The organism is Aquirhabdus parva (assembly GCF_003351745.1).
Classification (GTDB): Bacteria; Pseudomonadota; Gammaproteobacteria; order Pseudomonadales; family Moraxellaceae; genus Aquirhabdus; species Aquirhabdus parva.
Genome location: NZ_CP031222.1, coordinates 336,688 through 349,255, shown reverse-complemented (window position 1 = coordinate 349,255; position 12,568 = coordinate 336,688). Strand labels below are relative to the sequence as shown.

The window sequence follows — 12,568 nt, the reverse complement described above, 5'->3', positions numbered from 1 at the left end:
GGGATGCTGAGCACAAGATTCAATTATAAAGAGAGGTCTATACCGATGATATCTGAGAGCTCTTCACCAAAGGCACTGAAATCAGCCTGAGCAGAAGTCAGCAACTCATTGGGATCGTCATGCCAAGTAATACTCAGTGACTCAATTTTATATTGATACATGCGAATTACAGCCCAAGGCGTGAGCAAACCGAAACTAAAGACCTTTGCCAAGAAGTTGGTAAATGCGATCCATATATAGCGCCCAACGCGTAAATCCGTTGTAAATACGCTATTCCCTAGACGAAGCTTAGACCATGTCAACTGGTAGATACGAGCAGAGGTATACCAAGCGACCACCCCAAACAGAAAGAACATCGAAAAGTATGCCACGACAAATGCAGTCATCCCTTGCGAAGGATCTTTACTCTTTAAAAATAACATCGCAGCGAAAATACCCAAAAAAACAAAAAATGCGATAATTAGCAGAATAATCGGCCATAGCGCTTTATAAAAATCACCCGCTTTGGCATCGTACTGAAATTTAACTTGGCCGATTTGTAGGTTGTTAAACTGATAACGTTTATGACGGTAGATATAATAAGGAATCAGTAAACCAAAAGTGAATACTGTCAGAAAACCAATCCCTAAATAGACCAAAAAGGCTTGTCCCAACGATCCAGTAAAGTAAAAACGCGAATTTCGATAAATACTATTGCGCGACATAAAACGGTATGTGGCGCGCAATAAATAAGGAATAGCTAGATAGAGCACAATAACAGCGAGCCCACTCAACCACTGTAAATGCGCCCCCTCAAACAGCCTCCCAGACTGCATTGCGAAATAAAGTACCAGGGCAATCAGACGACCAAAGAAAATTGCTCGAGCCTCTCCCGTAAAGTCAAAACGTGCATCTGCAACTTCCGTGTGCGAATAGAAATAACGCAGGCGTCTAACCTTCGCCCATGGCGAATATAAGGTCAACGTCACGATTGTCAGTAATAAATTGACGAACCAAATACCAAAATACTCGCTTGCGGTTCCGAAGAAGCGGAAGCGACTGACTTGTCCCGCCATAAATGGCAATGCAGGTGGCGTAGAAACAATTGGATTTTGATCTTGTGGTTCAGTTTCTTGTTCTGGTTGCGGCTCTAACTCAAATGGAGAAGTCGTCATAAGGGATCATCAAAGAGATTGTTCGCTCGATAATACCTCAATATTATGAGCACTTAGCACAATACAAGATGATTTCTAAATAATAATTGTAAATAAACTTAGAGCCCCGAAACTGACCAATTAGACAAAGGCTTCGACATGGAAAATGACATGATCAGTCATCACACTTTGAATAAAATAATAGCCATGATCATAGTGCGCATGACGGCGTAATTGCAGCGGCTGTCCAACATGAGTACAGGCCGCCTCAAAGAGATCAGGATTAAGTTGATTTAGGAATTTATCCTCCAAGCCTTGATCAATCAGGATGTTATTAAACAGCTTGCCTTTAGCCTGCACCAAACGCGTTGCATCGTGTTCAATCCAAGTCGATTGATCTGCGCCCAGATAGGTTGAAAATGCTTTAATCCCCCATGGACAATCGATCGGGGCAGCTATCGGTGCAATGGCGGAGACCGAGCGGAATAAGTCTGGGTGGCGGAGTGCCAGTGTCAACGCGCCATGGCCGCCCATTGAATGCCCCATCAGCCCAATGCGTTGTACGGCGAAACTATTCTGAATCAGCGAATACAATTCACTGGTGATGTAAGACTCCATTCGATAATGCGGCGCCCAAGGCTGCTCTGTTGCATCTAAGTAAAAGCCTGCCCCTTGCCCAATATCCCAATAATCTCCAACTGCAACACTTTCCCCGCGTGGACTGGTATCAGGAGAGATCAAAATCACCCCCAAATCTGAGGCTATTTGCTGCGCATGGGCTTTTATCGGGAAGGTCTCCTCATTACAGGTCAGTCCTGCAAGATAGATCAATACCAAACACCGCTCACCTGCCAAAGCCTTGGGCGGTAAATAGATACCAAATTTCATCGGCAAGCCGATCACTTTTGAATCATGCTGATAGAAACGTTGTTCACCGCTAAAACAGTGGGTGTTACTTAATAATTGCATAAACTTTCTCTTATAAACGCTTATAAATCAGCCCAATTTTACGTACCTTGACGCATCATCATTGCAGTGATAGCTTTGGGCAATATTAAAATTATTGAATTCTACGCACCGCATGCATAGACCATCTGGACCAAAACGGAATTTTTAGAATCCCACTCCCCATAAAATACCTCATCTTTTAGGACAAGCATCCATGAAGTCGATGTTTATTTTCTTGATCTTCTTTGCAGTATGCTCTGTCCGCGCCAATGCAGCAGATTGCCCCGACACTTCCGCCTACAACAAAACTAAGGCGGTGGTACAAGATCTAGAACACATAGTCGCACCTAGTGGTATACAAGAATCCTATAAGACAAAAATTGGAGGAATTGATCAATGGTTGAATGTACGGGGACAAGATAAAGATGCCCCGATCATTTTATTTATTCATGGCGGGCCCGCATCTCCACTGACGCCCACCATTTGGCAATTTCAGCGCCCAATCGAAGAATACTTCACAGTCGTCAATTGGGACCAAAGGGGCGCAGGAAAAACTTACAATGAAGCCGATCTGGATTCAATCAGCGATAGTATCCATATCCCGCGTTATGTCGATGATGCTATTGAAGTGGCTGAATATATAAAGCAACGCTACCACAAGAAAAAAATTATTCTGATGGCTCATAGCTGGGGCACTGTCATTGGTTTAAGCGCTGCAATAAAACGACCAGATTTGTTCTATGCCTATGTCGGTATTGGGCAGGTGATTAATACCCGAAACAATGAACGCATTAGCTTTGACTATGGACTCAAGCAGGCCAAAGCGCATGGCAATAGTGCTGCAGTGAAAGAGCTTGAAACCATCATGCCCTACCCCGGTGATCAGCCCATTACCCGTGAGCGAATCATCATTGCAAGAAAGTGGGCACAATTTTATGGTGGCATGAGTGCCTATCGAGACAGCTCAAACTATTATTTCAACGCCCCACTACTCTCGCCGGAATATACCGATCGCGACATCTGTGCCATAGACCAAGGCAACTTGTTTACATTGGGCCGAATTTTGCCGGAATTCCTTAACGTCGACTTTAAATCCATTCAGTCATTCCCAATCCCCGTTATCATGTTTATGGGACGCCATGACTACACAACCCCATCCATACCGACTGCTGAATGGTTAGACAAGGTCAAAGCACCCTATAAACAAGGGGTTTGGTTTGAACATTCGGCCCATATGATTCCATGGGAAGAACCGGGTAAGACATTAGTCAGTCTTTTGCAATATGTACGTCCGCTGACTATAGATCATGAAGAAAAAAAATGAAATAAAGTTTATAAATGATCCTTACCCGATGAATGAACACGAATTGAATATCGTAAAACCCATACTGACTAGCTAGAACAAAACCATTTTTAAGTTAGGCAAAACCTTATGTCCTCAGACTCAAAAAATACGCATAAGCCGTTAACCAAGGAACAGCATTATTTCAAAAATGACAAGGAGTGGCGCAACTGGTTGCATGAAAATCACCACTCATCGAAAGGGATTCTTTTGATCTTTTATCGTGTGGAGAGTGAAACTGAAAGCATGCGTTGGGAAGAAGCAGTACAAGTTGCTATTTGCTATGGATGGATTGATTCTACGGTCAAAAAGTTAGACGATGAACGACGTATTCAATTGTTTGCACCCAGAAAAGACAAAAGTGTCTGGAGTAAACTCAATAAAACTTATATCGAAAAGCTCACTCAACAAAACTTAATGCACGAAAGCGGCTTGCGGAAAATTGAACTTGCAAAGCAAAATGGCTCTTGGGAATCACTCGATAATGTTGAGAATTTGGTTATCCCTGAAGATTTGGAATTAGCTTTCACGTCTCATCCACTGGCATTTGAGAATTATCAGCGTTTCAGCCCGTCCTATCGAAAAAGCTATTTGTATTGGCTAAATCAAGCCAAACGAGTAGAAACACGTGACATACGAATTACTGAAATTGTGCGGCTTTGCGAGGCAAATATAAAATCGAGGCAATAACGTCATAGTAAAAGGTGACCACCCAAAGAAAATTGCATTTATCTCAAACAAGGTTAATGACAATGGGCATAATCAACTCACGCAAGACTTCCGATCCAACCCACTGCGGATGCTGAAAATTCTGATGGAACGGTAAAGAAAACATGATTCAAACTCAAAGACTCATCATTCGCCCATTTCAGGAAGGGGATAGAAATGCTCTGGTCAAATTGCTCATGGATGCAGAATTTATGGCATTTTCAAACTTAGGGGCATTCGACAGCGAAGGGGCGCACCAACGTTTTAATCAAATCATATCGTTCACGTCAAAAGGCTTTGGAAAACAAGCCATCATTTTGGCGGAATCGAGTGAGCTCGTCGGATATTGTGGGATTGAGCCATTTGAATTAAATGGTTCCCAAGAAATGGAGCTGGGTTATAGAATAGTTTCACACCAAAGAGGTCAGGGAATCGCCACTGAAGCGGCCCTTGCAGTTTTAGCTCACTCATCTATACATCGATTATTTGCTTATGTTGAAGAATTAAATAGCAAATCGATTAGAGTTTTGCTTCGCCTTGGCTTTAAAAAACAAGGCGAATGCATCGTGAATGGAAAGTCCTATCAATTATTCGAATATGACTGTGACTCGATCAATACACAATCACCGACCGAATTGACTCCCCTCGCTTCATCAAATCAAAACCTTCATTGATCTGATCTAGACGCAGATGATGGGTGATCAAGTCATCGATATTCAGCTTACCATCCATATACCAGTCAACAATCTTCGGTACATCGGTACGGCCACGCGCACCACCAAATGCAGACCCTTCCCACTTACGACCCGTCACCAGTTGGAATGGACGTGTACTAATTTCAGCACCCGCTTCAGCCACACCAATGATGATACTGCGTCCCCAGCCTTTGTGCGAAGATTCGAGAGACTGGCGCATGGTGGTGGTATTGCCAATACATTCAAACGAATAATCTGAGCCACCATCAGTCAATTGAATGATGGCATCGACAACGTTTTCGACATTTTTGGGATTGATAAAGTGCGTCATGCCAAACTTACGCGCCATGGCTTCACGCGCAGGATTGGTATCGATGCCGATAATCTTGCCCGCACCCACCATCTTGGCACCTTGGATAACGTTCAAGCCAATGCCACCCAACCCAAACACCACAACGTTAGCGCCTGCTTCTACTTTGGCCGTAAACAAGACTGCACCCACCCCTGTGGTGACACCGCAGCCGATATAGCAGACTTTATCAAATGGCGCATCTTCGCGGATCTTGGCCAAAGCAATCTCTGGCACGACGATATGATTAGCAAAGGTCGATGTGCCCATGTAATGCAGAATTGGCTGACCATCAAGCGAGAAACGCGAAGTGCCATCGGGCATCAACCCTTGACCTTGGGTCGAGCGGATGGCTTGGCAGAGGTTGGTTTTTTGCGATAAGCAGAATTTGCATTGACGGCATTCTGGCGTATAGAGCGGGATCACGTGATCACCGGGTTTGAGTGAGGTCACTCCAGCACCCACTTCAAGAACAACACCCGCCCCCTCATGACCGAGAATCGCTGGGAAGCGGCCTTCAGGATCTGCGCCGGATAAGGTGTAATAATCGGTATGACAGATCCCTGTCGCTTTGATTTCAACCAAGACTTCACCCGCACGCGGCGGTGCAAGATCCACTTCGTGAATGGTGAGTGGTTGACCTGCTGACCATGCAATCGCGGCACGTGTTTTCATCATAAGACTCCGCTAGATGAATTTGAAAATGAACTAATGTTTCGGGAAAGGCGATACCACATGTTTATCCGAAATCACCTTGTTCCGATGCGGCGTTTGTATCGGAACACCGCTGATCGAAGAATCAATCGCAGGGGCAATCGACAACGTAGAAGGCAAGTTCACTGCTGAATCACTCGGAAATAAGCGGCTCTCTAATTGCGGTAAAACAGCCGCAATATTACTGCCAATCCGCATTTGTGGGTTAGACGCTGGAAAGTCATCCTGCTTCTCACGCGCACGAATACTAGCTTGAGCAACCTTAAAGGCATCCGTCAAAGAGTTTTGCGTACGCATCGCCTCTGCAAAGAAGGCGCGGCCAAAGTAGGTGTAGTCCGCTTCAGCCTGACAACCAAACGACGCGCGATCAGCCGCAGATGCAGTAATAACGATCGTATCGGGCGATTCTAAAGCGGGAATAAAGCTTCCTGAATAACACGCAGAGATGACCAATACACGCCAACGAATTTTGGCATGATCCAGCGCACCGCGCAGCCACTGCGGATCAATTGAATTCATCCCTATTGGATCATTGGCCAATTCAAAAATATTTTGATTGCCATGCGAAGTCATAAATAAAAACAGCACATCACTGTCAGGATTCATGTCCTGACCAATACGATCCAGCGTTTGCGCAATGCTGGTCCGGCTGGCGATGGGCAATGTCCCTTGCGTATTCGCATTATTGATCAAGCCCACTGAGCGTCCAAGCGTGCCAAAACGGGTATCGAACTGACGTTGTGTTGTCTCCACTTCAGTTTTAAACACATCCTGATAACCCGCACCTGCCACACCCACAAAATACCAGTGGGTCTCCCCAAATATGCCTTTTTGTAGCTGATTGAGGACATTATCTAGTAAGCGCGGCTGAGCATAGAGCGCGTCTTCGGACAGCATGACGGGTTGAATCTGCTCTTCGACTTTCCAAATCGGCTGACTGCTGACAGTTTGCTGCCAGATGGCCAATGTCACAATGGTTCCGGCGAGAATTAGAATTTGTTCCCACCAGGGCCATTTTTGTTGTCTTGCGAATATCCAGAGGAGTGAGACGGTCTGCCAAATAAACAACACCAGAAACAAGGAATTCATCCACGGTAAGATGAAATCGGGCAGGCGATCAATCAACCCTAAATATTGTAATAAGCTCTGGATAAGCGCGACATAGATATCCGCAGCCAACCATAAAATGACAGGGACCAGCATCAAACGCCCAAGCCCGCTGCGCTGAGCCAAGAAAATCCCTGCGATTAGCGCAATGAATGGCCAGAGCAGATAACTAACCAGTCCCTGACCATTAAAATGACCCGCACCGTTTGCGGTAAGCCAACTAAACAGTGTATTGGCAAGGATCGCCAACACCCCCAAAAACACCAGTTGTACTGCACTCGGAGTGACATAGCGAAATGCACGACGCGAACCCAGCAACATCCATAGTGCAGCTTTCTGATTTGCAAACAAATCCGCAAAAAAACTTCGAGAAGGTGGCAATTCAATCATGGGATTTTCAGCTGGTTACTCTCAAAACGCTTTACGTTATACATGAATAACATCACAAAAATGGATGATATCAGCTCAACAACAAAAATGTTAAATAGTTCTCTTTTTTTGAATATTTTCCCAAAAACATTACAAAAGCTAGAGTGACAAATTAAGACCGAAAATGACATAAATTGATACAAAATATTTGTAAATATGCCCATTTTTTGCACAATCAATTTGACCACTTAATCAAACTTTATCCTACCGCAATTTCCTCTCCCGGCAGGCGAATCAAATCTGCCAATGCTTCGATATCAAGGGTCTCTTGGAAAGGCAAAATTCCCAAACACGGTGCACGCAATCGTTCTGCTAGGGACTGGATTTGAGCGCTCACATAATCAGCGTCTTGATCAGTGTCTAAAATGGTCACCACCCAGCCTGCCAAGGACAAACCATCATGCTGGATCGCCTCCGCAGTCAATAATGCATGATTCAGACAGCCCAAGCGAATGCGAATCACCAAAATGACTGGCTTTTGTAATTGCTTGGCAATGTCAGCCAAAGTCTCTCTCGCATTGATCGGGACCCGCCAGCCGCCTGCTCCCTCTACGATGACCAAATCCGCACGTGTCGATAGTGCTGCACGGACCTGTCCAACAACGCGATCTGCACGTAATACTTGACCTGCGGCAGCCGCAGCCAGATGAGGAGAAATAGGATCAGGTAAACGGATGGGTGCACGGAGCATTGGATCAATGTCTACGCTGGAATAGCGATGCATGTTTTCCGCATCTTCGCTGACGAGCTTGCCCGCGGTATCCGTTGCACACCCTGCTGTAATGGGCTTAACCCCAAAAGCACTCCACCCCAATCGCTTTGCCCGCGCCAAGAGTACACAGGAAACCACGGTCTTACCGACTTCAGTATCCGTTCCCGTGATAAAGAAAACTTGCCTGAGTTTCAGAGGCGCGGGATGATTTGATGAAGAGCTAGATGAGGGGTTGGGCACAACGGAATCAGTCACACATATTCTCGCTTTATCACAGGGTGAACAAAAAACAGATTTTTACTAATGGAATGAAGGCAGATCTATCGCTTTCTAAGCTGCACATAGAGTACTTGATATTCTAATGCGATGGGTTTGTGATCTCGTAACCATGCCCGAAACTGCGCTGGAGGTACAGGTTCTCGCACCCGACCCAAGCGATGCCCCCCCATGAGTTTGAGCGTATGAAGCAGCTCTTGCAAATTTGCAAACGGTTGCGACCACATTTTTTGAGTCATTGAAACCAACTCAACATCCAGAGACTGTACTTGTTGCAACCAGTCTTCAGCTGCTAAAAAGTCAAAAATTGGCAATTGCGGATAACGCGCGCTTACGGTTGCAAAAGACCCCAAAACAGGCAGTGCCAGCCATAACATGCCATGACTTTTCACGATCCGACTCAGCTCAAGCAATACACTTGGTTCAAGCCAGTGCAAGGCAAAATGACTCACGACATGATCCATGCTACCATCAAGAAGTGGTAAATCACGCATATCGGCCTGTATCGTTTGAATCCCTACAAGAGATTGCAACTGAGCCAGCATGGCAGGGGATTGATCAATGGCAAAAACCTGTTGTTGTTGCTCAATCAGTCGCTTCGCCAGTGCACCTGTACCGGTGCCGATATCAGCCCACTGAAAGACAGACCCGAACTTAAAAGCATCGCCAGCGATCATCCATTGAAATAAAAAGTCCGCGGATTGACGTTGCAAAACACTCACACGATCGTAACTGGGTGCGGCATGATCAAAAGCCTGCCAGACCGCTTCATCTACTGTGGATTTAATGAGACTCATGACTGGAGATCGTCCAGATCCGTCAAGGCAGGCTCTATAGGTGAGATGTGTGGTTGAAAATAGCCATCAAATCGACAAGCATCCCCCACCCAGCGATGATCTGGTTCAATACCTGACAATGGCTCGGCCAATTTCGGTCGCTTGACGATCACTCGTTTAGCCACTTCCCGTGCGAGCGGTAACAGGCCATCTCCCCAATCCACAGCCACATTGTTATCAGAGGAATGCAAGAGAAATTGCAGTATCTGCATTTCCTTTTTGACGAGAGGCTGTTTTTTTTCAGATGCATTTTTGGGGAACATCGGATCCAAATAGATCACATCAAATAAGGCAGGGGAATCTTTGGGATGCTGGAGAAATTCAGTCAATAATTCTTCAGACTTGGCATGAACAAGCGTTATGCGGGATAAAGCTTGCTGCAATCGTTTATCAGCATGCATCATCGCCTGTTCTTTTGCAGATGTGAGCAATAACGCAAGAATGGGGTGACGTTCTACCAGCGTCACGGTCGCCCCGCACCATGCGAGGAGTAAGCCATCGTGACCGAGTCCTGCAGTGGCATCCATAATTTTTGGGGACTCTGTGGCAAGGCATGCGCGCGCCAACACTTCACTTCGCACACCAGCACGTTGTAAGCGCGGTAGTTCCCCAATCCAGTCAGGCTGCATCTTCATGCCATTGACCGCCAACCATAATCCGGCATGATCGCAAATCAGAACCAGTTCTGGATGCAAACGCAATTCACGCGCAGTCGGCGTGGCCTCTTGTTCATGCAAGGTCAGCGTGAAATGATAATCACCCAGATGAGTCGCGGCATGATTAACTGCATATTCATCGAGCCACTGCTTTGCTGCAGTGGCCTGCCTTGCGGTATCAGGCAAATGGATCAGACGTAAGTTCATCAAATGATGATGAACCGAAGCGCACAAGCATGCAAGTTACGCATTCCAGTTGACCCAACCGAACCAAGAGGTGAGTAGGATCAATATCCCAAAACCGATGCGATACCAAGCAAAGACTGTAAAATCATGCTTTGACACATAACGCACCAGTGCTTTAACCACCAATAACGCCACGATAAAAGCCATGACAAACCCAACTGCGATCACGGGAAAGTCGGCCAGCAAAAACTCATGGCGATGCTTGGCAACAGATAATACGGTTGCGCCCAACATGGTTGGAATCGCTAAGAAGAATGAAAACTCCGCCGCAGTCTTCCGCGACAAACCAAAAAACAAGCCACCAATAATCGTTGCTCCAGAACGAGAAGTGCCGGGAATCATGGCAAAACACTGAGCAAAACCGACTTTTAATGCTTGCAGCCAGCTCATGTCATCGACTTCTTCAGCGGATACTTGGTGTGTTCTACGCTCGGCCCACAAGATCACAAAGCCGCCGAAAATCAGCATAAATGCGACGACCAGTGGATTAAACAAATAGTTCTGGATCGTATCGTGCGCAATAAAACCTATAATTGCGGCTGGCAAAAATGCCACTAACACATTACGCGTAAAACGAATGGAGCTGGCATCGCGGCTGATCAATCCGGCGGTGACATGAATCAATTTGGCTCGGTATTCAAAGCAAATGGCCAGAATCGCACCCAACTGAATCGCAATCTCAAACACCACGCGTTTTTCAGCAGTCCAAAAGTTCAGTAGCTCACCGACTACGATCAAATGCCCCGTACTGGATACAGGCAAAAACTCGGTCAAACCTTCAACGATTCCCATGATGAAAGCTTGAAACAACAATAATAAATCCATGCGTTTAACTCTAAAAAACTGATGAATAAGCCTCTGAGCATCTAGAGGCACCGCCTAAGTTCAATACTACATCTTGCGCTGCTGATCTAATTTTTTCCACGCATCGTCGCGTAGATAGACAGGAAGAGCCTGTTCTGCAGGCAGAGTCGCACCCTGTTTGAGTAATTGCCAACCCAGCACCGCAATATCCTCTGCGGTTGCGATGCAATCAACATGACGTGGCAAACTCGATACCGCATCACTATGGACCAAAAGACTACCGCTGCCCACCAATGCCTGAACACCATCGGTAATGGTCACTGCATGATAAGCTGCCAATTGCTCCTCACCGATCAGTTGCATCATCCCCTGCTGATCCACTTGATAGGAAGCGGCATAGACTTCATTCATTCGCGCATCAATTACCGCCAACACTTTGGTCAGACCTAATTTTAAATAAGCGTGCTGTGCCAAGGCCTGTAATGTCGAAACCGGGATCACGGGTAAATCATGTGCCCACGCTAAAGCCTGAGTCACAGCGGCATTGATCCGCACACCGCTAAAAGACCCTGGTCCACGACTAAAGGCGACTGCTGATAAGCTTTTAAAACTTAGCCCTTTTTCAGTCAATATCTCATCAATCATGGGTAAAATCAGACGGGTCTGCTCACGTGCACGGAGATCCAAACGCTCAGCTTGTATACCATCCGCATCATATAAAACAACAGAGCATTGATCGGTGGCGGTTTCTAACGCAAGTAACATGGTCATCCTTCAAAACAGCAGGAAATCAGTGCAGCGGGTCATTGAGACAATTGCTATTAGAGCAAGTCAGGATTAGCATATCATTAGCTCAATACTGCACGATAATAAATGAACATCAGAAACGCAGAAATGGCGAGATCAACCATTTCTATCCATCACTGATAAAAATTAAAGACAGGATTCTAAGCCAATTATGTCCACTCTGCTCACCTCTCCGCATAAATCTGCTGACAAATTTCAGGAGCAAATGCTACCTCCGCTATCCGCAATTATCCTCGCAGGTGGTGAAGGACGACGCATGGGGGGTGCAGACAAAGGGCTGGTTGAATATCAAGGCAAACCCCTCGTGCAATGGGTCAAGGAAGCACTCCCCGACCATGTCGATCAGGTCGTGATCAGTTGTAATCGTAACGAAGCCATTTATGCAGCCTACGGTCAGACTGTCCATGACTTACCAAGTCGTGAGACTTACGCAGGCGCACTCGCAGGGATATTGGCCGCCCTTGAAGCTTGCACCCATGATTGGGTCATCATTACGCCCTGTGATTTGATTTATTACCCGACCCACTTTGCAAAATACGCATGGGCAGCACTGACTGCTCATCAAAAAATCGATCCGAACACCAGTCGAATCGTGGTGGCCCATGATGGTGAACGACGCCAAAATCTCTGCCTACTCGTCCATAAAGATGAGCGCGCTAGCATTCAAGAAGCACTCAAAACGAGCCATGCCGTACATCACTGGTTAGAGTCAAGGAAAGCATTTGTCATTCAATGGCATGATAAACAGGCGTTTGTGAATGTAAATGATCCAGCGCAACTCAGTGCGCTGGATACCAAGTAAACGT

At 46.0% G+C, this 12,568-nt stretch carries 13 protein-coding genes; 4 read left to right on the top strand and 9 right to left on the bottom strand.

Going from position 1 to position 12,568, the window contains the following annotated elements:
* Positions 1-23: 23 nt before the first annotated feature.
* Both HYN46_RS01580 and fghA read right to left on the bottom strand, forming a co-directional pair.
* Positions 24-1,154 carry a YjgN family protein gene (locus HYN46_RS01580; RefSeq protein WP_114897804.1) on the bottom strand — a complete coding sequence of 377 codons (1,131 nt, stop codon included), beginning with the start codon at positions 1,152-1,154 and terminating at the stop codon, positions 24-26.
* 120 nt (positions 1,155-1,274) lie between these two features.
* A complete protein-coding gene (gene fghA / locus HYN46_RS01575) occupies positions 1,275-2,102 on the bottom strand; it encodes an S-formylglutathione hydrolase (RefSeq protein ID WP_114897803.1) in 828 nt (275 codons plus the stop codon).
* Between the two features lie 193 nt (positions 2,103-2,295).
* Between fghA and HYN46_RS01570 the strand changes: the two genes are divergently transcribed.
* The 3 genes from HYN46_RS01570 (at position 2,296) to HYN46_RS01560 (ending at position 4,805) form a co-directional block, all read left to right on the top strand.
* Positions 2,296-3,405 (top strand): alpha/beta hydrolase, encoded by a 1,110-nt coding sequence (locus HYN46_RS01570; RefSeq protein ID WP_210009288.1) that lies wholly within the window; start codon positions 2,296-2,298, stop codon positions 3,403-3,405.
* Positions 3,406-3,513: 108 nt separating this feature from the next.
* Entirely contained in the window at positions 3,514-4,113 is a 600-nt protein-coding gene (locus tag HYN46_RS01565; protein WP_114897802.1) for a YdeI/OmpD-associated family protein, read from the top strand.
* 143 nt (positions 4,114-4,256) lie between these two features.
* Positions 4,257-4,805 carry a GNAT family N-acetyltransferase gene (locus tag HYN46_RS01560; protein WP_114897801.1) on the top strand — a complete coding sequence of 183 codons (549 nt, stop codon included), beginning with the start codon at positions 4,257-4,259 and terminating at the stop codon, positions 4,803-4,805.
* Here the strand turns inward: HYN46_RS01560 and HYN46_RS01555 are convergent.
* From HYN46_RS01555 to tsaB, 7 genes are all read right to left on the bottom strand, one after another.
* Positions 4,744-5,850 carry an S-(hydroxymethyl)glutathione dehydrogenase/class III alcohol dehydrogenase gene (locus HYN46_RS01555; protein ID WP_114897800.1) on the bottom strand — a complete coding sequence of 369 codons (1,107 nt, stop codon included), beginning with the start codon at positions 5,848-5,850 and terminating at the stop codon, positions 4,744-4,746. The two genes, HYN46_RS01560 and HYN46_RS01555, sit on opposite strands and share 62 nt — an antisense overlap.
* A 33-nt stretch (positions 5,851-5,883) precedes the next feature.
* The gene (locus HYN46_RS01550; protein WP_114897799.1) at positions 5,884-7,386 is read right to left on the bottom strand and encodes a C13 family peptidase; all 1,503 of its coding nucleotides are present in this window, start codon (positions 7,384-7,386) and stop codon (positions 5,884-5,886) included.
* Between the two features lie 238 nt (positions 7,387-7,624).
* Positions 7,625-8,392: a dethiobiotin synthase gene (gene bioD, locus HYN46_RS01540; protein ID WP_162818059.1), complete on the bottom strand. Its 768-nt coding sequence runs from the start codon at positions 8,390-8,392 to the stop codon at positions 7,625-7,627.
* A 65-nt stretch (positions 8,393-8,457) separates the two neighbouring features.
* Entirely contained in the window at positions 8,458-9,210 is a 753-nt protein-coding gene (locus HYN46_RS01535; RefSeq protein WP_114897796.1) for a methyltransferase domain-containing protein, read from the bottom strand.
* Positions 9,207-10,112: a class I SAM-dependent methyltransferase gene (locus HYN46_RS01530; protein ID WP_114897795.1), complete on the bottom strand. Its 906-nt coding sequence runs from the start codon at positions 10,110-10,112 to the stop codon at positions 9,207-9,209. Before HYN46_RS01530 ends, HYN46_RS01535 begins: the two co-directional genes overlap by 4 nt.
* 36 nt (positions 10,113-10,148) lie before the next feature.
* Positions 10,149-10,976, bottom strand: coding sequence for an undecaprenyl-diphosphate phosphatase (locus tag HYN46_RS01525; RefSeq protein ID WP_114897794.1), 828 nt, complete (start codon positions 10,974-10,976; stop codon positions 10,149-10,151).
* Between the two features lie 66 nt (positions 10,977-11,042).
* Positions 11,043-11,720, bottom strand: a complete 678-nt coding sequence (gene tsaB / locus HYN46_RS01520) for a tRNA (adenosine(37)-N6)-threonylcarbamoyltransferase complex dimerization subunit type 1 TsaB (protein WP_114897793.1) — start codon at positions 11,718-11,720, stop codon at positions 11,043-11,045.
* A gap of 193 nt (positions 11,721-11,913) precedes the next feature.
* Here tsaB and mobA point away from each other — a divergent pair, with 193 nt between their 5' ends.
* Positions 11,914-12,564: a molybdenum cofactor guanylyltransferase MobA gene (mobA, locus tag HYN46_RS01515; protein WP_114897792.1), complete on the top strand. Its 651-nt coding sequence runs from the start codon at positions 11,914-11,916 to the stop codon at positions 12,562-12,564.
* The last annotated feature ends 4 nt before the right edge of the window (positions 12,565-12,568 follow it).

Bases quoted from the DNA above. Each gene is read 5' to 3' on its own strand.
- HYN46_RS01565 (WP_114897802.1), top strand. From the start codon at position 3,514: ATGTCCTCAGACTCAAAAAATACGCATAAGCCGTTAACCAAGGAACAG.
- HYN46_RS01580 (WP_114897804.1), bottom strand. From the start codon at position 1,154: ATGACGACTTCTCCATTTGAGTTAGAGCCGCAACCAGAACAAGAAACT.
- HYN46_RS01555 (WP_114897800.1), bottom strand. From the start codon at position 5,850: ATGAAAACACGTGCCGCGATTGCATGGTCAGCAGGTCAACCACTCACC.
- HYN46_RS01560 (WP_114897801.1), top strand. From the start codon at position 4,257: ATGATTCAAACTCAAAGACTCATCATTCGCCCATTTCAGGAAGGGGAT.
- tsaB (WP_114897793.1), bottom strand. From the start codon at position 11,720: ATGTTACTTGCGTTAGAAACCGCCACCGATCAATGCTCTGTTGTTTTA.
- HYN46_RS01570 (WP_210009288.1), top strand. From the start codon at position 2,296: ATGAAGTCGATGTTTATTTTCTTGATCTTCTTTGCAGTATGCTCTGTC.
- HYN46_RS01525 (WP_114897794.1), bottom strand. From the start codon at position 10,976: ATGGATTTATTATTGTTGTTTCAAGCTTTCATCATGGGAATCGTTGAA.
- mobA (WP_114897792.1), top strand. From the start codon at position 11,914: ATGTCCACTCTGCTCACCTCTCCGCATAAATCTGCTGACAAATTTCAG.
- fghA (WP_114897803.1), bottom strand. From the start codon at position 2,102: ATGCAATTATTAAGTAACACCCACTGTTTTAGCGGTGAACAACGTTTC.
- HYN46_RS01550 (WP_114897799.1), bottom strand. From the start codon at position 7,386: ATGATTGAATTGCCACCTTCTCGAAGTTTTTTTGCGGATTTGTTTGCA.
- HYN46_RS01530 (WP_114897795.1), bottom strand. From the start codon at position 10,112: ATGAACTTACGTCTGATCCATTTGCCTGATACCGCAAGGCAGGCCACT.
- HYN46_RS01535 (WP_114897796.1), bottom strand. From the start codon at position 9,210: ATGAGTCTCATTAAATCCACAGTAGATGAAGCGGTCTGGCAGGCTTTT.